This window comes from Cytophagaceae bacterium ABcell3 (assembly GCA_030913385.1).
Classification (GTDB): domain Bacteria; phylum Bacteroidota; class Bacteroidia; order Cytophagales; family Cytophagaceae; genus ABcell3.
In genome coordinates this window covers 979,981-1,000,406 of sequence record CP133159.1, presented here as the reverse complement: position 1 = coordinate 1,000,406, position 20,426 = coordinate 979,981, and the positions used below count along the sequence as shown (strand labels likewise).

The 20,426-nt window shown below is 38.6% G+C and carries 20 protein-coding genes and 2 CRISPR repeat arrays; of the genes, 13 read left to right on the top strand and 7 right to left on the bottom strand.

The genetic code is table 11. The annotated features are described in order from the left end of the window. The first annotated feature begins 362 nt into the window (after window positions 1-362). From RCC89_04255 to cas2, 3 genes are all read left to right on the top strand, one after another. The gene (locus RCC89_04255; GenBank protein ID WMJ72376.1) at window positions 363-644 is read left to right on the top strand and encodes a hypothetical protein; all 282 of its coding nucleotides are present in this window, start codon (window positions 363-365) and stop codon (window positions 642-644) included. Between the two features lie 89 nt (window positions 645-733). Next, complete coding sequence (gene cas1 / locus RCC89_04250; GenBank protein WMJ72375.1) at window positions 734-1,690, top strand: type II CRISPR-associated endonuclease Cas1; 957 nt, start codon at window positions 734-736, stop codon at window positions 1,688-1,690. Beyond that, the gene (cas2, locus tag RCC89_04245) at window positions 1,687-2,019 is read left to right on the top strand and encodes a CRISPR-associated endonuclease Cas2 (GenBank protein ID WMJ72374.1); all 333 of its coding nucleotides are present in this window, start codon (window positions 1,687-1,689) and stop codon (window positions 2,017-2,019) included. Before cas1 ends, cas2 begins: the two co-directional genes overlap by 4 nt. Before the next feature lie 141 nt (window positions 2,020-2,160). Then, window positions 2,161-3,515: a CRISPR direct-repeat array (repeat unit 47 nt; unit sequence GCTGTTTCCGATATTTCAAAGATCTAAGTTTGAGAGCAAATCACAAC). Between the two features lie 107 nt (window positions 3,516-3,622). After that, a CRISPR array of direct repeats spans window positions 3,623-5,738; the repeat unit is 47 nt; unit sequence GCTGTTTCCGATATTTCAAAGATCTAAGTTTGAGAGCAAATCACAAC. A gap of 785 nt (window positions 5,739-6,523) precedes the next feature. On the opposite strand, the gene RCC89_04240 is transcribed toward cas2, so the two are convergent. After that, on the bottom strand, window positions 6,524-6,904 hold the full coding sequence (locus RCC89_04240) for a hypothetical protein (GenBank protein ID WMJ72373.1): 381 nt from the start codon (window positions 6,902-6,904) through the stop codon (window positions 6,524-6,526). Between the two features lie 715 nt (window positions 6,905-7,619). Here RCC89_04240 and RCC89_04235 point away from each other — a divergent pair. Next, window positions 7,620-8,024, top strand: a complete 405-nt coding sequence (locus RCC89_04235; protein WMJ72372.1) for a hypothetical protein — start codon at window positions 7,620-7,622, stop codon at window positions 8,022-8,024. A gap of 54 nt (window positions 8,025-8,078) precedes the next feature. Here the strand turns inward: RCC89_04235 and RCC89_04230 are convergent, their stop codons facing one another. The 4 genes from RCC89_04230 to RCC89_04215 form a co-directional block, all read right to left on the bottom strand. Then, window positions 8,079-8,717, bottom strand: a complete 639-nt coding sequence (locus RCC89_04230; GenBank protein WMJ72371.1) for a metallophosphatase domain-containing protein — start codon at window positions 8,715-8,717, stop codon at window positions 8,079-8,081. Between the two features lie 150 nt (window positions 8,718-8,867). Beyond that, window positions 8,868-9,500, bottom strand: coding sequence for a phosphoribosyltransferase family protein (locus RCC89_04225; GenBank protein ID WMJ72370.1), 633 nt, complete (start codon window positions 9,498-9,500; stop codon window positions 8,868-8,870). 11 nt (window positions 9,501-9,511) lie between these two features. After that, complete coding sequence (locus RCC89_04220; GenBank protein WMJ72369.1) at window positions 9,512-10,174, bottom strand: dienelactone hydrolase family protein; 663 nt, start codon at window positions 10,172-10,174, stop codon at window positions 9,512-9,514. A gap of 187 nt (window positions 10,175-10,361) precedes the next feature. Next, on the bottom strand, window positions 10,362-11,519 hold the full coding sequence (locus RCC89_04215) for a Gfo/Idh/MocA family oxidoreductase (protein ID WMJ72368.1): 1,158 nt from the start codon (window positions 11,517-11,519) through the stop codon (window positions 10,362-10,364). Window positions 11,520-12,170: 651 nt separating this feature from the next. Here RCC89_04215 and RCC89_04210 point away from each other — a divergent pair. The 3 genes from RCC89_04210 to RCC89_04200 all read left to right on the top strand — a co-directional run bounded on the left by RCC89_04210 (window position 12,171) and on the right by RCC89_04200 (window position 13,629). After that, window positions 12,171-12,566, top strand: coding sequence for a DUF1801 domain-containing protein (locus RCC89_04210; protein ID WMJ72367.1), 396 nt, complete (start codon window positions 12,171-12,173; stop codon window positions 12,564-12,566). 9 nt (window positions 12,567-12,575) lie between these two features. Next, the gene (locus RCC89_04205; protein WMJ72366.1) at window positions 12,576-12,989 is read left to right on the top strand and encodes a VOC family protein; all 414 of its coding nucleotides are present in this window, start codon (window positions 12,576-12,578) and stop codon (window positions 12,987-12,989) included. A gap of 76 nt (window positions 12,990-13,065) precedes the next feature. Then, a complete protein-coding gene (locus RCC89_04200) occupies window positions 13,066-13,629 on the top strand; it encodes a DUF4256 domain-containing protein (GenBank protein WMJ72365.1) in 564 nt (187 codons plus the stop codon). Between the two features lie 58 nt (window positions 13,630-13,687). On the opposite strand, the gene RCC89_04195 is transcribed toward RCC89_04200, so the two are convergent. Continuing rightward, window positions 13,688-14,095, bottom strand: a complete 408-nt coding sequence (locus RCC89_04195; protein ID WMJ72364.1) for a VOC family protein — start codon at window positions 14,093-14,095, stop codon at window positions 13,688-13,690. A gap of 31 nt (window positions 14,096-14,126) precedes the next feature. Beyond that, entirely contained in the window at window positions 14,127-14,534 is a 408-nt protein-coding gene (locus tag RCC89_04190) for a VOC family protein (GenBank protein ID WMJ72363.1), read from the bottom strand. A gap of 147 nt (window positions 14,535-14,681) precedes the next feature. On the opposite strand from RCC89_04190, the gene RCC89_04185 reads away from it, so the two are divergent. The 6 genes from RCC89_04185 (at window position 14,682) to RCC89_04160 (ending at window position 20,392) form a co-directional block, all read left to right on the top strand. Further along, window positions 14,682-15,659, top strand: a complete 978-nt coding sequence (locus RCC89_04185; GenBank protein WMJ72362.1) for a helix-turn-helix domain-containing protein — start codon at window positions 14,682-14,684, stop codon at window positions 15,657-15,659. Window positions 15,660-15,794: 135 nt separating this feature from the next. Beyond that, window positions 15,795-16,523, top strand: a complete 729-nt coding sequence (locus RCC89_04180) for an AraC family transcriptional regulator (protein WMJ72361.1) — start codon at window positions 15,795-15,797, stop codon at window positions 16,521-16,523. Between the two features lie 127 nt (window positions 16,524-16,650). Continuing rightward, the gene (locus tag RCC89_04175) at window positions 16,651-17,349 is read left to right on the top strand and encodes a transglutaminase-like domain-containing protein (protein WMJ72360.1); all 699 of its coding nucleotides are present in this window, start codon (window positions 16,651-16,653) and stop codon (window positions 17,347-17,349) included. 890 nt (window positions 17,350-18,239) lie between these two features. After that, the gene (locus RCC89_04170) at window positions 18,240-18,728 is read left to right on the top strand and encodes an RNA polymerase sigma factor (GenBank protein ID WMJ72359.1); all 489 of its coding nucleotides are present in this window, start codon (window positions 18,240-18,242) and stop codon (window positions 18,726-18,728) included. After that, window positions 18,725-19,483, top strand: coding sequence for a hypothetical protein (locus RCC89_04165; protein ID WMJ72358.1), 759 nt, complete (start codon window positions 18,725-18,727; stop codon window positions 19,481-19,483). Before RCC89_04170 ends, RCC89_04165 begins: the two co-directional genes overlap by 4 nt. Before the next feature lie 12 nt (window positions 19,484-19,495). Then, complete coding sequence (locus tag RCC89_04160; GenBank protein ID WMJ72357.1) at window positions 19,496-20,392, top strand: type IX secretion system membrane protein PorP/SprF; 897 nt, start codon at window positions 19,496-19,498, stop codon at window positions 20,390-20,392. The last annotated feature ends 34 nt before the right edge of the window (window positions 20,393-20,426 follow it).

The window sequence follows — 20,426 nt, the reverse complement described above, 5'->3', positions numbered from 1 at the left end:
CGGCATATTAATCTACAAATATTTTCAGGAAGCGGAGCAAGGGGAGTGATACCTATTTCAAAAGAAATCTGCTTTAGAGGGCTTGAAAGAGACTGTTGAGCTAATTGCCGCAGTATATGGCTGCACGAAACCAGAGCTTGATGCTATTCCTATGAACCGCAAAATTACAATTGTGAGAAATGAAAAGTATAAGGGGTAATGAATATACTTATAAGGGAGCACCAGCAACTTACTGAAAAGCTTCTCGAACATAAAGAAAATTTATTCTGATCGGTGGCTATTCGGTTATTTATTACGGCTATCGAAGAACAACAGGAGACTTAGATCTATGGGTAAAACCAGATAATAAAAATAAATTATTATTGGTTAGAGCATTGTTAGATTTTGGATTTACCGAAAAAGAAGCACAGCCTATTAAAGAGTTGAATTTTACGGACTATATAGTTTTTAGTATTGGCAAGGAACCAAAAAAAAGTAGACTTCTTAACCCGGTGAAAGCGCAGACCGGCAAAAGATTATTGCTGAGGTCGACGCTTAATATTCCCATTATTCACAATAATGACCTGATTCTATCGAAGTTTAATACTGGAAAAGATAAAGACAAAGCTGGCATCGAAGAACTGAAAAAAAAGGAAAAAAGCTGATTAATAATTAAAATCCGGTAACATATATTATCTGAGGTGGTTAAACTAAATCCGCAAAAGCAGGAATTTTTAACAAAAGTTTAACCATCATGATTAAACGTACCCTTTACTTTGGTAATCCAGCTTACCTGAACACCCGAAACGAGCAGCTCGTTATCAACTTCCCCAACGCCGAAGGCTTGGATGAAATGACCAGAATGAACACGGTTCCTATAGAAGATATAGGCGTAGTTATTCTGGACAACCAGCGCATCACCATCAGCCATGCACTGATTGCTAAGCTGCTGTCTAATAATTCGGCTCTTATTACCTGTGATTTTTCACACCACCCGACCGGACTATTGCTTAACCTAGACGGGAACCAGCTTCAATCCGCCCGATTCAAGGCGCAAACAGAAGCTTCCGTACCACTGAAAAAGCAGCTTTGGCAACAAACGGTAAAAGCCAAAATAAGCAACCAGGCAGCTTTGCTAAAGAAAAAATGCCTGAACAACGGGAACCTTTGCCGTTGGTCAGAGAATGTCCGATCCGGCGATCCTGAGAACCTAGAAGCAAGGGCTTCTGTTTATTACTGGAAAAATATTTTTTTAAACCTAGCAACATCAGATCTCCCCCTGAGCGAAAACCATAAAAAACTATACTTTTTTAAACGGGACAGGGAAGGTATGCCTCCGAATAACTTGCTAAACTATGGCTACACTATTTTAAGGGCCATAGTCGCCAGAAGCCTTGTGGGTTCAGGCCTGCTGCCGACTTTGGGTATATTCCACCGCAACCAGTACAATGCCTACTGCCTGGCAGATGACATCATGGAACCGTACCGGCCGTATGTAGACGAACTGATCTATTCCATTCTTGAAAAAAATGAAGATTTTGAGGACCTGCCTCCTGCCCTGAAGAAAGAGCTGTTGATCATTCCAACGCTTGATGTGACCATCAATGGGGAAAGAAGCCCTCTGATGATAGGTGTACAAAAAACTACAGCCTCCCTGGCAAAATGCTATGAAGGAAAGCTAAGGAAAATCAATTACCCAGAACTGGTATGAACAGACTAAACGAATACAGGATTATGTGGGTACTCGTATTTTTTGACCTTCCTACGGAAACTAAAAAAGAAAAAAAAGCATATTCGGACTTCCGCAAGAAAGTTTTAAAAGATGGCTTTACCATGTTTCAGTTCAGCATCTATATGCGCCACTGCCCAAGCCGTGAAAATGCAGAAGTACATATCAAAAGGGTTAAAAGCTTTATTCCTGAAAAGGGTCATGTAGGCATCATGTGCATTACAGACAAGCAGTTTGGTCAAATGGAAGTCTATTATAATGCAAAAGAGCAGGAAAAAGCCGTGGGGGCACAACAACTGGAACTTTTTTAAAAATCCGGCAGGTTTATCCCTGCCGGATTAGAATCGGAAAAAACAGGTCATTTGTACAAATCACGGTAAAGCAACAGTGTGATTTTTTAATTGAAAATATCGACATAAGCAACTGATAGCTAACAGAGTTAAGCACATCGTGCTGTTTCCGATATTTCAAAGATCTAAGTTTGAGAGCAAATCACAACTAGTAATACCTTTTAGTCTCTTCATTGAAAGCTGTTTCCGATATTTCAAAGATCTAAGTTTGAGAGCAAATCACAACCAACGCACAGCCGTAAAACCAACTGTCAGAGCTGTTTCCGATATTTCAAAGATCTAAGTTTGAGAGCAAATCACAACAGATGTGAAGGTAGTTCTGTTATAGACCTTGCTGTTTCCGATATTTCAAAGATCTAAGTTTGAGAGCAAATCACAACACAAACCTTTTGTTTCTTGAAAGGTCTATAGCTGTTTCCGATATTTCAAAGATCTAAGTTTGAGAGCAAATCACAACATGTATTTTTTCTTTGCCATTCCCTTAATTGCTGTTTCCGATATTTCAAAGATCTAAGTTTGAGAGCAAATCACAACCTTAATGATTATGATATAAAGATACTGTATGCTGTTTCCGATATTTCAAAGATCTAAGTTTGAGAGCAAATCACAACAGTTTACTGAAAAGGAGCGGACTAAAACCTGCTGTTTCCGATATTTCAAAGATCTAAGTTTGAGAGCAAATCACAACTTTAAGCTTTTATAGAAACAGTACAGCGACGCTGTTTCCGATATTTCAAAGATCTAAGTTTGAGAGCAAATCACAACTGTGAACGGCAAGTATTGAGGGCATCCTGTGCTGTTTCCGATATTTCAAAGATCTAAGTTTGAGAGCAAATCACAACAGTTATACGCAAAAGCACGACTCCGATCATGCTGTTTCCGATATTTCAAAGATCTAAGTTTGAGAGCAAATCACAACAGTTTCTTCTGTAATCCTTAACTCTTCAATGCTGTTTCCGATATTTCAAAGATCTAAGTTTGAGAGCAAATCACAACATGTATTTTTTCTTTGCCATTCCCTTAATTGCTGTTTCCGATATTTCAAAGATCTAAGTTTGAGAGCAAATCACAACTACATGTGCTGTTTTAGTGGAGATGCTTAGGCTGTTTCCGATATTTCAAAGATCTAAGTTTGAGAGCAAATCACAACGCAGCTCCTTAGCGGAGTAGCGGTTAAGCGGCTGTTTCCGATATTTCAAAGATCTAAGTTTGAGAGCAAATCACAACTGGCGGCAGTAAGTGTTTTACCTCCAAGAAGCTGTTTCCGATATTTCAAAGATCTAAGTTTGAGAGCAAATCACAACAAACTCGTGGATATGGTTACCGCTCCCCTCGCTGTTTCCGATATTTCAAAGATCTAAGTTTGAGAGCAAATCACAACAATGACGTTTCTTAGGTTTTCAATATCCTGCTGTTTCCGATATTTCAAAGATCTAAGTTTGAGAGCAAATCACAACTTGTCGTGAGTTATCCCACGATCTTGGAAAGCTGTTTCCGATATTTCAAAGATCTAAGTTTGAGAGCAAATCACAACTCCACATCACCAGCCATGTGAGCGGTCAAAGCTGTTTCCGATATTTCAAAGATCTAAGTTTGAGAGCAAATCACAACAGGTAGGGAGGGTCACAGTAAATAAAACAGCTGTTTCCGATATTTCAAAGATCTAAGTTTGAGAGCAAATCACAACTAAGCCCTTTAGGATTGTGCTTTTTGCCAGCTGTTTCCGATATTTCAAAGATCTAAGTTTGAGAGCAAATCACAACACCCTGTGCCTACCAGCGTAAGTTTGCCAGCTGTTTCCGATATTTCAAAGATCTAAGTTTGAGAGCAAATCACAACTGCGGTTTTAAGAGTAACAGCAAGAATCCTGCTGTTTCCGATATTTCAAAGATCTAAGTTTGAGAGCAAATCACAACAGTCCTCATAGACTGCATCAGCTTTTTCTCGCTGTTTCCGATATTTCAAAGATCTAAGTTTGAGAGCAAATCACAACTTGTTTTCGGGGATTCTAAAAATTTTACCGGCTGTTTCCGATATTTCAAAGATCTAAGTTTGAGAGCAAATCACAACTCTCAATGTGCTTTTTAGACCACCCTTTTTGCTGTTTCCGATATTTCAAAGATCTAAGTTTGAGAGCAAATCACAACTACTGACCGGACGAAACCAACTGCTACAGGCTGTTTCCGATATTTCAAAGATCTAAGTTTGAGAGCAAATCACAACTATGATCGCCTTTCTGATAGGTATCAGTTCGCTGTTTCCGATATTTCAAAGATCTAAGTTTGAGAGCAAATCACAACGTACTCTCCGAGCTTGCCGGAGCCTTACGGGCTGTTTCCGATATTTCAAAGATCTAAGTTTGAGAGCAAATCACAACATATTCCGCAACTTCCTTATATAACCCCGCGCTGTTTCCGATATTTCAAAGATCTAAGTTTGAGAGCAAATCACAACAGGTAGTAATCATAAGCCGGAAGCGAGGAGCTGTTTCCGATATTTCAAAGATCTAAGTTTGAGAGCAAATCACAACTGTGGTCGGACAGGTCTATTAAGAGCTGCCGCTGTTTCCGATATTTCAAAGATCTAAGTTTGAGAGCAAATCACAACCGTTGCTTTTGCCAGGCTCAGTCCATGCACGCTGTTTCCGATATTTCAAAGATCTAAGTTTGAGAGCAAATCACAACTTTTCTCCTCTTATGTTTTACATCGATTGCGCTGTTTCCGATATTTCAAAGATCTAAGTTTGAGAGCAAATCACAACCGCTGGTAAAGATAATGGTAATGATCAAAGCTGTTTCCGATATTTCAAAGATCTAAGTTTGAGAGCAAATCACAACCCTGTTAATGTCTGCCCTAAGCCCTTGCACGCTGTTTCCGATATTTCAAAGATCTAAGTTTGAGAGCAAATCACAACGTAGGATGAGGCGTAACGGCTTCTTCGGGAGCTGTTTCCGATATTTCAAAGATCTAAGTTTGAGAGCAAATCACAACGCAAAATCACCGAACAAGAACACTTCATGAGCTGTTTCCGATATTTCAAAGATCTAAGTTTGAGAGCAAATCACAACGTCAATAAATTTGAAGAAAGCTTAATGTAGCTGTTTCCGATATTTCAAAGATCTAAGTTTGAGAGCAAATCACAACTATGCAAGGCATTGCGCAGCATACATACTAGCTGTTTCCGATATTTCAAAGATCTAAGTTTGAGAGCAAATCACAACAGTCCTCCATCGTTATTCTGACCGTTCTCGCTGTTTCCGATATTTCAAAGATCTAAGTTTGAGAGCAAATCACAACAATCTTTCTCCATTTAACACCCATTCTGTGCTGTTTCCGATATTTCAAAGATCTAAGTTTGAGAGCAAATCACAACCGAAACACAGAAAAAGAAACTACATCAACAGCTGTTTCCGATATTTCAAAGATCTAAGTTTGAGAGCAAATCACAACAGTATGGAAGTTTATAAGTCTCACAAACTGCTGTTTCCGATATTTCAAAGATCTAAGTTTGAGAGCAAATCACAACCCCTTTCGATTCCTTATCTTCTCCCATGCTGCTGTTTCCGATATTTCAAAGATCTAAGTTTGAGAGCAAATCACAACGCTCAGCCTTGCCACCTAGCATGGTCAAGCGCTGTTTCCGATATTTCAAAGATCTAAGTTTGAGAGCAAATCACAACATTGTTTGACTGGCTCCATTCTGTTGTATGCTGTTTCCGATATTTCAAAGATCTAAGTTTGAGAGCAAATCACAACTTGTTATATCCTGTGAAGTCGCACATTTTTGCTGTTTCCGATATTTCAAAGATCTAAGTTTGAGAGCAAATCACAACAGGACTCAAGATATAACACTATATCCAATCGCTGTTTCCGATATTTCAAAGATCTGAAATTGAACCCTCAGGTTGTTTTGCAATTATAAATATTTATTACTCAAACAACCTGAGGCCTCATGAACACCATTGAAAATCAGACACAACAGTGAATAAAGCAAATCACAACTAAAAACTTCACAAAAAAGCACAAGACTGACTGTTTCTGATAGATAAGTTAAAAGTAATTGGCTTATTAAACTAGCATCTAAAATGTAATAAAATGATTCTAATTGATCACTTGCAGGTGGTTAGTGAGCCACCAACCATGGATACCAACTGTTAATCAGAAACTTTGAAAGCTACTACTGTGGTCTCCCTGGTCTGCAACACACACCACCGTTGGTAGAGGATATTTTGACTAGCAGTTTTTTTCTACCCAGTCAAGAAAAAAATCCTTCGTAACACCCATTGAAGTTAGATTGGTACTTATATGAAAAAAGGGAATTTCCTTTTCGGCTCCTCTGAATACTATTGACTGAATACAGTTCGGACACCTCCATTTGTGATGTGAGCCCTTAGAGGTTTGTTTAAAATAGCAACCTTGTGACTTTAAAAAATTCTCCCAGCACTTAACTTTTATTGGGCGATAATTACTCATTAACTTCTATTAAATTCTCTTGTATCACTGTCGTTTCTGACAGGTTAAAGTTTTTTAATACGCCTTCTTTGTCAACAAAGGCGGGCTTGGTAAACTGTTTTTTTAGTATTTTATTTCTTTTCCAACCAAACTTTGTTAATTCTTCCATTGCCAGGTATTCGGGCAAGGCTGTAAGATTCTCTAAAAAGTCCACAAGAACCTCATTGATAAGCATGTCGTGAGCCTCTTCTTTCGTTTGACCGTAACCGCTCAGGTTAAAAGAAGGCAAGTAAGCTATTTTATGACCATGATCATCAAGGTCGAAAATAACAAATACTCCTGATGCTGATCTTTTACGAAAATTAATTTTTAAGAACTCTTTTTTCTCTTCCATTTTTCCAGGTTCTTTTATATCTATACAACGTATCAACGATAAAGGAGGTTTGTAATTACGCAAAAAATCAGCAAATACAAAAACTGTTTGTCGAAATTACCTTTAAGTCATTAATCGAAAGTGACAGAATTTGTTTTAGATTCTATTATAGAAGGTTCTGTATCGTATTATCTTATTCCCATTTGCCGTTATTCTAATTATGGCCACCATTCCTCTAATACGGGCTAATTTTTTGTGCAGACAATTTTATTTGTTTATATTATTCCGGTACTGCTGTTTCTGATATGTCAAAGATCTCGCAACATAGCAAACTTAAAAAAACAAGAGTTTTTATAAAGGTGTAAATATAGCTTTTTACAATACCCCCTTCCGCTACAGTTTTCAATTAAAACCTGGCAACTTCACCTCCCCCCGAAGATGAATTGTCAGCGTTCCAGAGTTTCATTTTTTATACACCGTCAGGTCGATAGACTTTATGCAAAAAAGTTGTTCCCGACCCTATTTTTTTATGCTTAAATTATGAAGTTTATCTATATTAGGGAGTTAATTAAAGATATATGAAAAAGGTCCTGCTATGCGCTTTTGCATTATTTGCTTTCTTTACTAGCTTTCCCAAGCAGCTATAGATTCAACTGGTAGAAAGCACCATGTTTACATCCATTTAGAAAGTGGGATAAGTTTAATACAAAGTGACTTCATAAGAGATGCCTATGGAATGAGTAGCATGTTCCAGTGGGGGCTTGGCACTAGATTTGACATTGGAAGAAGAAATATCACATTTAATGTAGATATAAATGGGTCAAGAACCACCCCAGCGCTTTCTCAAAAAGATTCCCTATTACGGTTTATCCAAGTAGTCCCATCAACCTCTTTCCTGATCTTCCAAAATAAACCAAGTGCCATATATGCACAGGCGGGGATCCTATTTACTAACGTAACAGATAATATGCAAAGACATAAAGCCTTGGAAAGAGGATTTAGGTTAGGCATAAGCCTTCAAAGGCAACTTCCATCCACCCAAATACTTCACCTAGACTTTAGGTATGATATGCTAAACTCCCAAGGGGCAGCATATAGAAACTATGATACAGTTAAGATTGTAATGGGGGTATTTCTCTAATAAATATTCATGCATAAGTACTCTGTTATGAATAAACTGAGTGCAAGACCTTATCTAAACCTCAACCACAACAGGTTTATGAATTGGCTTATACTGCAGGTTACATATAGAAGCGTTTACATAGTTTACCCCTTTTAGCAAGGTTGTCCCATATGATTCATGAATATGCCCACATACAAAGAGAGAAAGTTTTTTGAGCTTTTTAATGCGTTCTAGCAAGTCTTTACAGCCAACCTTGCTTTTGTCCCTCTGCACACGGTCCAAGACACCATAAACGGGACCGTGGGTAATTAGAACATTGGTATCTTCAGGGATTTTTTCCCAAATGCCCCTAAGCTCATCGCCACGCTGGTAGTTAAACGCCCAGTCATAAAACCAGGGCGTGGCAGGCGATCCATAAAACTTTACCCCTTCTATCACTGCTTCGCTGTTCTCCAGATATATGATATCCGGGAATTTGTCCAGCAGCTGTTGCGCTGCCCTTGGATTTTCTTCAAATAAAAAATCGTGGTTCCCGGCTATAAAAATCTTGTTTGGGTGCGGCAAACCGTTAAACCAAATCAGAAAATCCTCCACCTCGCTTGCATGTCCTCTGGAAGAAACATCTCCTGCATGTACTAGAACATCTCCATCTGGCAAGTCCAATAAATTGTGGTGGTAAGAGTGTGTGTCGCTAATGCAAACAATCTTCATAGGTGCTTAATTATTGGGGTGTTCCACGAAGTTAAGTCGAGCAAGTTTTTTTTCCAAGACAAAACCTTTTGCTACCATATTTGAAATAAATAACTGCATAAAAATTGGGTCGGTAAAAAATATCAATCAAAAATCAAAAACCACAACAGTCTACACTTCAATACTATTCGCCCTACGCAACATACCTATAGCTTCTTCGTCCGATATCTCCCTAAAGTCTTCATAATATCGCTTAACAGAAAAAAACACCTGCGGCACATGGTATACCAATACATCATCTACTAGGTTCTTAAAACTTTCCGTCATGTGATAAGGAGCAACAGGCGCTGCCAAGATAATTTCCGATGGCTGGTTGTGCTTGATCATTTCCACAGCCGCATTGAGCGTGCTTCCTGTCTCAATACCATCGTCCACGAGAATAACAGTCCGGTCGGCAACATCAAAGGGTTCTCGCCCTTTAAGGTAAAACCGGTGTCTTTCTTTCAAATCTTGTCGTATTCTATGCGTTTCGGCATCAATATATTCTTGAGAAACATCCGCACTATGATTGATAATTTTGCCGTATGGGCTCACTGAACCAATAGCAGAATTGGGCTTGCTGGGATGGCAGATCTTTTTGATCATTACCACACCCAGAGGCAGGTTCAATTCTGTTGCCACTGTGTACCCCACAGCTACACCGCCTCTTGGGACAGCCAATACAATAGCGTCGCTATTCCGGTATTCTCGCAATTCTTGGCTTAACTTTACTCCTGCTTCTATTCTGTCTTTAAATACCACCATATTCATCCTTTTTAAACCCTAATCGATTCATTCTGTCCAAGATATTTTGAAAACCAAGTAGCAGCAAGTTCCGCCACCTCTTCCAATGTGCCGCTTTCTTCAAATAAGTGCGTAGCCCCTTCGACTACTTTGAGCGCTTTTTCACTTTTAATTTCTTCCAAGGCTTTCTGGTTAAGCTGAAGTACATCATCGTCCAGTCCTCCCACAATCAGCAAGGTTGGAGTCTCCATATTACCATAGGCGCCTTCGGCCAAATCGGGGCGGCCACCTCTGGAAACAACCGCTTGAACAACACCCTTTCCTAACCTACACGCCGCCAACAAGGCAGATGCAGCGCCCGTACTCGCTCCGAAAAAACCGGCCCGCAAATTCTGCACTTCGTTCTGAGCAGTAACCCAACGTGTTGCAGAAACCAGCCGGTCTGCCAGCCGCGAAATATTGAAACGGTTTTCAAATACCCGGTCTTCCTCTTCTGTAAGCAAGTCAAACAAAAAAGTTGCAAAGCCGTTTTCCTGTAGCCGGGCTGCAACCTGTTTGTTTCTTTCACTATGCCTGCTGCTGCCACTACCATGCGAAAAGATAACCAAGCCTATTGCATCTTCAGGCACACTCAGCTCGCCCTGCAACTTAACAGTACCAGCCGGAAACTCTACTTCATTTCTGATTATATACATGCCGTTTTCACCTTAGTCCCTAGAATATAAACCATAGAAAAAAAAGATAGGTTTGTTTTAAAAAATCAGGAAGAAAAAAAATACTTGTAATAAATTTAACACCAGACGAATATGGGAACAACTAACCTAATAATGTGTAAAGCGAGAAACGCCTACACATTATTAGAATATTTGCATTATATATAGTTCAACTGACAATTTTCTCATCATCGGTATAGTCAATTTCTACCCGCTCGCCAGTTTCAGCACTGCGATAAACCGCCTCAATGATCCTTACGTCCCTTAACCCCATTTCGCCGGGGACAGGAGTATTTTGGTCGCCAGTTATGATTCTTTGCGCAAAATCGTCCATTTGCCTTGCTTGCTGGTTTACCTGACCAAAATGAATTACGCCTTCGTGTGTTTCACCACGCTGCCCGTAATAGTCAAAGGCAGGCTCTATTTCAAAATACCCCTCAGCGGTCTCCACTTTTAAAATATCTTCATCTTTCCAAAAGTTTGTTTCACATTCAGCCTCGGCTCCGGAAGGAAATTCCAATGTAAACTTCATACTCTCATCTACCCCTTCAAACTTATCAGGACGCTGCTTTTCCTGTGCTTCTGCCCTAACAGCTACGGGAACCTCTCCAGTGGAATAGATGGCGGCCTGTATCACATATGTACCTAGGTCATAAACAGAGCCTCCTCCTAAATCCCGGTCTGTTCTCCACCCTCCACGGTCCCAGTACATAGCAAAGGTATTTTCTGCTTTCTCTACACTACCGTACACTTCTTCTTGCCCCAAGCGCTTTACCTCTTGGTGGTATGGATCAAAATGTACCCTATAGCCAACAGACATCATTTTCCCTGCTTCATCCCTGGCTTCCAGCATTTCTTTGGCCTCTTCCACAGTCGGCGCCATAGGTTTTTCTACAATTACATGCTTGCCTGCCTGAAATGCTTTTTTGGCAAACTCGGGATGCAGGGCAGGTGGAAGCGCCAAATACACCACATCGATATCTTCATTATCTGCCAAACGGTCAAATTCTTCATAACTAAAAATATTCTCTTCTGGGAATTGATACTTCTTCAAGAACCTATCGTCCGATTCAGGAGTACCTGTAATTACGCCGGCCAGCCGACAGTATTTTGTCTCGAGCAAAGCCGGCCCTAATTGATCGGTACTGTACCACCCCAAACCACACAAAGCAATACCAACTTGGCGATCTTCGGGCAAGTCTTCTTGGGCCTTAGACGTACACGACTGAACCATAGATGCGCCTGGCGCCAATGCCATTGTAGCTAATCCTGCAGAAAAATTCTTCAAAAAATTTCTACGGGATCCCGATAACTTTATTTTCTTCATAAAATCTATTTATAAAAAGTTTATAAAAAAAATCACTTAAACCTATTTAATTAGCAGGAGAAAATAATGTTTAGCAAGATTTGGAAAGTATGTGATAAAAAATCAATTAAATGAATGAGGCATATATTTTAAACCTAACCTTTTGGTTTTTGGGTGCGTTGCTTTTCGTTTTATGGGTTTTGAAAGCTTATTTACATGCTATATATTATACCCGGACAAGAAAGCAATTTCAAAACACGCCACCCGTATTATTGCTCATTAACCCTTTCTGGTACACTCATTCCATCATTTGGTTACCGTACATAGTTTTACCGCCAGAAAGACCCAACAAGTTCATTTACAGAATAAATTTCCTGGTAGCGCTTTTTTGGGCAATGTGTACCATTATCGGTCTATTAGTGATGTTTAATAAAACGTAAAGACAATGTTCAGGCCTAACTGGGGTAAACATAATTTATAAAAAAATACACGCCACAGGAAATGGACACTTGAAATTCCACTGTCGTATCCTCCCCCACAAAATGTCATTTCCTCCATCTTGCTTTTCAACAGCCGCTGTTTAACTTTGGCTATATTATTTATGCGCAACTAATTGCATATTAGTAAGCAACAAATCATGCATTAACATGTATACTCTGAAAGCTTATAGGTATGATCCATAAAGACACAGTATCATATAATGATTCACAAGCCGAAAATGACAAAGAAGTTTGTAATTTATTGGCTAAGGAAATCAGCAAACATTTACCGGAAGCCGAAAACAAAATTTGGCACCGGCACCCGGTATGGTTTCTGGACGGAAACCCTATTGTTGGTTATAGCAAGCTAAAAGATAGCGTCCGTCTATTCTTCTGGAGTGGGGCAAGCTTTGACGAAGAAGAGCTCAAAACAAACACAGGGAAGTTCAAAGATGCATCTATCCGGTATACCAATGTAAGCCAGGTCGACCTTGAAGACCTGAAACGTTGGCTAGAAAAGTCCAGAGAAATACAATGGGACTATAAAAATATTTACAAAAGAAAAGGAGAACTAATAAGACTAAAATAACTTACAGACATGAAACAAGCTATTCAACCTTACTTGCACTTTGACAAAAAATGTAAAAATGCCATGGCGTTTTATCAAGAAATCTTTGGCGGGGAGCTGGAATTAATGACTATAGCAGAGTCGCCCGCTAAAGACCAATTTCCTAAAGACCTCCATCAAGAAGTGCTACACGCATCCCTGTACAACGACCAATTCAGAATGATGGCCTCAGATATGTGTGGGCAAGGTGAACTTCATCAAGGAAACAATGTCCAGCTAAGCTTAAACTGTAGCTCTAAAGAAGAGATCAATAACCTCTTTCAAAGACTATCCGAAGGAGGTAAAGTTGTTCAAGAACTGCAGGAACCTTTCTGGGGAGGCTTATTTGCTATGCTTATTGACAAATTCGGAGTCCGTTGGATGCTTTCCTTAGAAGCGGAATAGTTAATAGACTTGACCCAATAACCCAAAATATTATCTTTAATTGGGCAGCTGTACCTTTTTGTTACTATAAAATATTATGAATAAAGAACAAAGCTTATCACCAGATCAAGTTGATGAACTGCTTAACATCCTGAAAGCACGATTTGAAAAAAACATGCAGCGGCATCAGGATATTCAATGGACACAGGTACAGGATAGGATCAAAAGTAGGCCTGACAAGTTATGGTCTCTTCATGCTATGGAAGAAACCGATGGGGAGCCTGATGTAATAGGATTGGACAGTAAAACAAATGAATACATCTTCTGTGACTGTTCGGCAGAAAGCCCCAAAGGACGCAGGAGCGTTTGCTATGACCAAGAGGCTTTGGAGTCAAGGAAACAGTATAAGCCCAAAAATAGTGCTGTTGGAATGGCCAATGAAATGGGCATTGAGCTAATGACCGAAGAACAGTATTTTGGACTTCAGAAGTTAGGGACATTTGACACCAAAACCTCAAGCTGGCTACAAACACCCGCCGACATCAGGAAACTTGGCGGCGCCATATTTGGAGATTGGCGTTTTGGCCGTGTATTTATCTATCACAATGGCGCAGAATCATACTATGGTGTTAGAGGGTTCCGTGGGATATTGAGGGTGTAAAAAGCAGTCCAGCCTTGCGATACATTTCACAAGGCTGGACTGTTTTTAGCGTGTTCTCCTAAAGTTCACAATGAAACATCCACACCTTATTATATTTATCTTTTAATACTCCAAACAAAGCATTTCCAAAGGCTTTTTTTAACGGCTCAATAACTGTCCCTCCTACAGACAATTCTTCAAAAATGCTTTTCGTATTTTTTTCTGAATCCAAGTCTAGAGAAATAGCCATGTCATTACCAGGTTTTAAACCTTCAGGTTGCACCATATCGCTAGCCATTAACCTTGCATGGTCTACTATTAACTCTGAATGCATTATCTGCTGCTGCATACCGGCAGGACATCGGTCTGCAAAATCGGTTTCTGCAATCGTTTGAAATCTCACTTCCCCGCCAAGGCAACTTTTGTAGAAGTTCATTGCCTCACGACAATTTCCGTCAAATGTTAAATAGGGAACTATGTGTGTCATATGAACAAGGTTTATGGTTATATAAAATGATTTACTTCTCGCTGAGTTTACTTTCATCTGTAAATAGCACTTCCCATTGATGTCCATCAAGGTCAGCGAAGCAGTGGTTGTACATCCAACCATGGTCTTCTGGCCCACGATAGATGGTACCTCCGGCTTTAACAGCTTTTGAAACTAACTCATCAACTTGCTCACGGCTTTTTACCTCTAAAGCCACTAAAACTTCGGTATTTTGTTTAGCATCAGCGAGCCTCTTTTGGGTAAAAGTTTGAAAAAATGACTCTGTGAGCAACATGGCATACATGTTGTCCCCTAAGATCAAACAAGCAGCTCTTTCGTCAGAAAAATTGGCGTCAAACGCAAAGCCAAGGTTTGTGAAAAACTCCATAGTCATTTTAAGATTCTTCACTGGTAGGTTTACATAAATTCGTTTAATCATAATTAAAAAGTGGTTTCAGTAGACAAATTTACTAGGTATAACCCATCACTAAGAATACTAAAACGACAAACTAAGGGGTTGTTTACGACAGAGTTAAAAGCTAATTTGCAAAACCAATAAATCAACTCCTATTTTTCAAACTTCACCATGAAACACATATCCTTACTCCTTCCCTATGGCCTAAATGTAGCTGGTATGGACAATGCCCGTCAAGGATTTTTAGAAGCAAACAACTACTTAGTCGACCGTGGGAAAAAACCAGCTTTTAAATTAGAGTTAATAGGAGCTTCCCATCAGTTAGAAGCTCAACAAGGAGTCTTTATGATTAAAGCCGATCGGACCCTTGCGGATCTGGAACATACAGACATCATCATTATTCCACCGGTTAAGGGCTATATGCCCGACATTCTACAAAACAACACTCCTTATTACCCGTGGATTACAAATCAATATCAAAAAGGAGCTGAAGTAGTAAGTATATGCTTAGGCGCTTTTTTGCTTGCTCAAACCGGGTTGCTCAACGGTAAAAAGTGCGCTACCCACTGGCACGCCACAACAGAGCTTCAAAGACTGTTCCCAAAGGTCAGTGTAATGACCGACAAAATATTAACAGACGAAAACAGAATATATACCGGTGGAGGCGCTTTCTCTTCAGCAAATTTAATCCTATACCTAATCGAAAAGTTTTCAAATAGAGAAACGGCAGTATATTGTTCCAAAATATTCCAGATCGACCCTGGAAGACATACCCAGTCGCCTTTTGCTATATTCTCAGGCCAAAAAGATCATGGTGACAAAGAAATAGAAAAAGCTCAAGAGTTTATAGAACGCAATGCCGAAGAAAAAATATCAATAAATGAGCTTTGTGACAATGTAGCGCTAGCTAGACGAACGCTCGAAAGACGCTTCAAAAAAGCAACTTCTAACACCGTTACAGAATATATTCAACGAGTTAAAGTAGAAACTGCAAAAAAACACTTAGAGGGCGGTATTAAAACAGTCAATGAGGTAATGTTTGATGTTGGATACAGTGACACAAAATCGTTTCGTGAAATTTTCCGAAAACATACCGGTGTCACCCCACTAGAATATAAAAACCGGTATAGAAAACCACGTTTAAAATGATGTGATAAATCCCCAAGCATTGGCTCCTAAAGACCTTTATGGAACTTGCTTTCAATTTTAAAAATATATTTGAGCCAAACAGTAATATGAAATTACTATCTTCTGAAGGCTACACCTGATAACCCTTTTCTATAAATGTTTTACTTTAATAAAAATTTTGGACTCTTTGTTGGACGGCTAACCGACAATAAGTTTCATAAGCATTATGCTATACAAATTAGTCTATCATTGTCGGCTGCATTGGAGCTATCTGTTAAGAACGAGCAAAAAAGTATTGTGGGAAATGCATTTTTTATTTCATCCAATACAGAACATAAACTCTGGTGTGATGACATTCAATTAACAATTTTAATAAACCCACTATGTTCTACCGGACAACACTTATCTCAAATGTTTGGGTGCCCCTGCTTTCAAACCGTTCATAACCCCTTACAGGCCAAACTAAACAAAAGCCTCAAATCATTAATTGGTAAAGAATCGTCTTTTGAGAACTTCTGTCTTAACATTACAGAAACCTTAAACCAAAATAAAAATGAATATCACGTTAAAATCAACTTAAAAGATGACCGTATTATGAAAGCATTAGCAATTATGGAAGGTAATTTTGAGAAAGTTTATAGTCTCGAAGAAATCTCATCATTGTGCTACTTATCTCCATCGCGGTTTCTACATTTATTCAAAGAAACCACTGAGATTAATTTTAGGAGGTATCAACTTTGGAATAGGTTAATAAAATCAATGCCCTTCCTCAAAAACAACTCAATAACAGAAACAGCACACATATGCGGTTTTAGCGATAGCTCACATTACACAAGAACATTTAAAGAAACATTTGGAGTCAACCCTAAGTTTTTACAACAATAAAAATAGCCAGTTTATACAATTTTAAGCTTGAATTCCTGCGCAATTTGCAGTCTCAATAAAAGAGACAACAGTTGCGGTGCTAACATACATTACCGTCACCTAATACCGAACAACTAAAGCAAAAAACATGGACAGCTATTTAAAGGAAACCAAAATTTTAAACTATTCTAATAATTCCATCCAAAAGTTAATAAAAACACATAAGTGGCATGATATGGAAACTATTGAAAGGGTTAAGGCTATTTATAACTTCGTAAGAGATGAAATAAATTTCGGTTATAACATTTCTGACGATATCACAGCATCAGAAGTACTAAAGGATGGCTATGGTCAATGTAACACCAAAGCAACTTTGCTAATGGCCCTACTAAGGGCAAATGGCATTCCAAATAGAATTCATGGGTTTACAATCGACAAAGCATTACAAAAAGGGGCTATAAGTGGTATTTGGTACAAATTATCACCTAAAAACATTTTACATAGCTGGGTTGAGGCATATGTAAATGACCAATGGTATTTTCTTGAAGGCGTAATTCTCGATCAACAATACCTTAAAAAATTACAAAATGACAACAAGGGATGTCAAACATTTTGTGGATATGGTGTATACACAGATAATTTTGAGAATCCACCAATTGATTGGAATCAGAACAACACATACATTCAAGACAAAGGAATAAATCAAGATTTTGGAATTTTTGACAGTCCTGATGAATTCTATGCAAAACATAAACAAAAATTAGGTGTGCTTAAAAAATTCATTTTCCGCCAAATCGTCAGACATAAAATGAATAGTAATGTAGAAAGAATAAGAAACGGCAGGTAAAAAAAATTTAAGCCTTAAATTACTACCTCATGGACACGACTATAAGTTGGTGGAACCAAAATAAATTTGTATTGTAGAACGGCTAGAAAAAACATAAAGAAGACCAATTTAGTTGGCTACAGCAAAAATATGAACACTTGAAACACCCTCTTTTTACATAAAACATAATACATTGATTAATAGCATTCTGAAACACACATCATCAAAACCCAAAAGGCTATTCTTGATTGATGGGCTAGGAGCTTTTTTTACAGCACTATTTATATTTATAGCTCTGATAGTATTTGAAGAATGTTTTGGGATGCCTAAAAAAGTATTAACAATGCTTTCCCTAATAGCACTATTCTTTAGCCTTTATTCTATCATTTGTTATTTCCTTTTAAAAGGATACTGGAAACCATACTTAAAAGTAATCAGTATTGCCAACCTGTTTTATTGCTGTCTAACATTAATCTTGGTACTACAATATTATCCCCACCTTACAAAATTAGGTTTGACCTACTTTTTAACAGAAACAACAATTATATGCCTATTGGCCATCATTGAATTAAACACCTTAAAAACAGCGATATAACAAAAAAACCTCTTCCTTAAACCTGGATTATGTATTAAATTTTGTTATGAGGGACAAAAGAACAAAAAACAGCGTATTTGGTTTGTAAAGCATAGTGGTTCTATAGTTATAAATCAAATTCGAGCGAAGCGTATGATTTGAAACTATTTCGCCACGCAATAGAAAGTTCTAATGCATAGTTCAGGTAAAATACGTCCCACAAAAATCTCTATAGCATCTCCATCAACTCAATATCCTACCATAAAAAATAAAAGCAAGGTGTAACTTTTCCCTAACTTGGATTGTCTAACGACAGAATTTAGCTTAAGCCTGATAGATGATATCAACTTCTGAATATAACAAGGCCGTAAAAAACTTGTCCCCCAACCTTTTCAGGTATCTTTTTAAGTGCTTGAAAGATGAGGAGGCCAGCTTTGATATCATTCAGGACTGTTTTGAAAAGCTTTGGAACAACCGAAAAACAGTAGATTCCGCAAAAGTCAAGCCCTGGCTTTTTACTACAGCCCATAACCTGATGGTAAACTATACAAAACGTCAATCAAAAGGCACAAGGCTAAATCCCGAACTTCACGATATTAAGGAAGCCAAGTCTGACAGTTTTGAAATTAAGGAAATGATAGACAAAGCCCTCTCCTTATTACCTGAGATACAAAGGGCAATTGTTTTATTGCGAGATCTAGAAGGGTATAACTATAAAGAGATAGGAGAAATCCTAAACTTAAAAGAGCCGCAGGTAAAGGTATATCTTTTCAGGGCAAGGAAAAAAATTAAAGAAACGATAAAGGATTTGCATTTTGTGCTATGAAAGTGATAAACAAAAAAAACCTTGACGAATGGCTGTTTGAGTACTTTGAAGGAAACTTGTCGGCAAAAGGACAAGATACGCTGCACCAATTTATGGAAGCAAATCCAGAGTGCCTAGAGGAGTTCGACCTATGGAAAGAAACTTTTATATCAGAGCCCACGCCGGCCAACCTGCCTGTAGAAAAGCTTTTAAAGAGAGAAACAGCGTTTCCTCAACATTTTAAATACATCTGTTTCCCAATAGTTTTTATAGCACTACTTTTTTCCATCGGCATTATGGATTCTCCCAAACAGAGTATGAAAATAAACAAAGAACAGGAAGCAAAAAAACGTGTAAAAAAGATCAAAACCACCGTAGACCCAAAAATTGATTTGGCAGTATTTAAAAGCAAAAGCATAGGGCTACCATTCAAAAAAGCTGCATTTGAGCACCAATTAGTAAAACTGAAAAAGCCTAAGCCTACTTTTATTTCGGATACAGATATGAACAGGCAAGATGCTAGAAGTGAACCAATTGTAGACTCTGTACAACCTGTCAGAACGCCTCCCAAAGAAAGCACTGATATAGCAACAGTTAAAAAAACGATTAGCAAAAAGGAAGCCAGAGCTAAAAAGAAGGAGCTTAAGAAAAACGAACGCAGAACTAAGCGAACCATTCGAAAAATGAAGCGGAAAGCACAACAAAGACGGGAACAGGAGCAGTTTTTAAAAGGCCATGAACCTTATGTGGTGCCAGTAGATTTGAGAAATTTTTAAAAACATATTTTAATGAAAAAGCTTATAAAACTCATAGTGTGGGCTGGAATTTTTATGTCTTTCGCAAAACAAACAGAAGCCCAGGTGTGGGTAGGTACCATCCCTAGCTATTACAACCCCTCTTTCGCCGGTGGTGCTGATATGCCTAGGTTGTCAACTTATTCGTTTATAAATACCTCAAAGAATGGACTAGTAGCAAATCAGCACTATTTGTCTTATGACCAATATATCTCAAAGATAGCCTCGGGAATCGGGTTTAACCTTGAATACAATAACCGGAACTCAGTAAATTTATTGGACTTATCAAAGCCCGATAACTTTAACACTTACTATCGCGCAGAAATGATAATTGCCCCGAAAATATCAATTAACGGGAAGTGGACTATTTCTCCCTCGGTATCAGCAAGTGTTAACCACCAGCACTTTCGACTTGACGAAACTCCATTTAATCCAAGTCTACTAGGAGATGAAACTAACCTGCATCTAGGAGCAGGACTATTACTTAACAGCAAAAGGTTTTATTTGGGATATTCTATCTACCACCTTCCCACAGCAGTAAGAGGGGGCCGGTACTCAACCTCGCCATGGACGTCAATGGTACAAGCAGGATATACCTTTCAAAGAAGCGAAGAAGCTAATTTTGCTTTTACGCCCCAACTCTTGTGGATAATCAGAAACGAGTTTACACCTACAAGGAATTTATTCCCAGCAGGTGTAAGCCTTAACTTCCGCTATAAAAATATACTTTTTGGAATGGGGCAGACACCTGAACAAAGCCCTTGCATAATGATCGGTTATCAAAGCGGTAGGTTTCGGATCATGCATATGTTTGTCACACATTTGGATCTTGAAGAAGGTTCATATGCAGGGAGCCTATCGTTCCGGTATCTGTTTGGGAATCCGAAATAAAATTTCTGACGCACTAAATGTGACGCTCACAGAT

Coding starts and splice junctions, on each gene's coding strand:
- cas2 (WMJ72374.1), top strand. CDS start 1,687: ATGAACAGACTAAACGAATACAGGATTATGTGGGTACTCGTATTTTTT.
- RCC89_04225 (WMJ72370.1), bottom strand. CDS start 9,500: ATGGTGGTATTTAAAGACAGAATAGAAGCAGGAGTAAAGTTAAGCCAA.
- RCC89_04165 (WMJ72358.1), top strand. CDS start 18,725: ATGAAAGTGATAAACAAAAAAAACCTTGACGAATGGCTGTTTGAGTAC.
- RCC89_04235 (WMJ72372.1), top strand. CDS start 7,620: ATGAGTAGCATGTTCCAGTGGGGGCTTGGCACTAGATTTGACATTGGA.
- RCC89_04210 (WMJ72367.1), top strand. CDS start 12,171: ATGATCCATAAAGACACAGTATCATATAATGATTCACAAGCCGAAAAT.
- RCC89_04175 (WMJ72360.1), top strand. CDS start 16,651: ATGGACAGCTATTTAAAGGAAACCAAAATTTTAAACTATTCTAATAAT.
- RCC89_04230 (WMJ72371.1), bottom strand. CDS start 8,717: ATGAAGATTGTTTGCATTAGCGACACACACTCTTACCACCACAATTTA.
- cas1 (WMJ72375.1), top strand. CDS start 734: ATGATTAAACGTACCCTTTACTTTGGTAATCCAGCTTACCTGAACACC.
- RCC89_04215 (WMJ72368.1), bottom strand. CDS start 11,519: ATGAAGAAAATAAAGTTATCGGGATCCCGTAGAAATTTTTTGAAGAAT.
- RCC89_04160 (WMJ72357.1), top strand. CDS start 19,496: ATGAAAAAGCTTATAAAACTCATAGTGTGGGCTGGAATTTTTATGTCT.
- RCC89_04240 (WMJ72373.1), bottom strand. CDS start 6,904: ATGGAAGAGAAAAAAGAGTTCTTAAAAATTAATTTTCGTAAAAGATCA.
- RCC89_04195 (WMJ72364.1), bottom strand. CDS start 14,095: ATGACACACATAGTTCCCTATTTAACATTTGACGGAAATTGTCGTGAG.
- RCC89_04170 (WMJ72359.1), top strand. CDS start 18,240: ATGATATCAACTTCTGAATATAACAAGGCCGTAAAAAACTTGTCCCCC.
- RCC89_04180 (WMJ72361.1), top strand. CDS start 15,795: ATGTTTTACTTTAATAAAAATTTTGGACTCTTTGTTGGACGGCTAACC.
- RCC89_04200 (WMJ72365.1), top strand. CDS start 13,066: ATGAATAAAGAACAAAGCTTATCACCAGATCAAGTTGATGAACTGCTT.
- RCC89_04190 (WMJ72363.1), bottom strand. CDS start 14,534: ATGATTAAACGAATTTATGTAAACCTACCAGTGAAGAATCTTAAAATG.
- RCC89_04185 (WMJ72362.1), top strand. CDS start 14,682: ATGAAACACATATCCTTACTCCTTCCCTATGGCCTAAATGTAGCTGGT.
- RCC89_04205 (WMJ72366.1), top strand. CDS start 12,576: ATGAAACAAGCTATTCAACCTTACTTGCACTTTGACAAAAAATGTAAA.
- RCC89_04220 (WMJ72369.1), bottom strand. CDS start 10,174: ATGTATATAATCAGAAATGAAGTAGAGTTTCCGGCTGGTACTGTTAAG.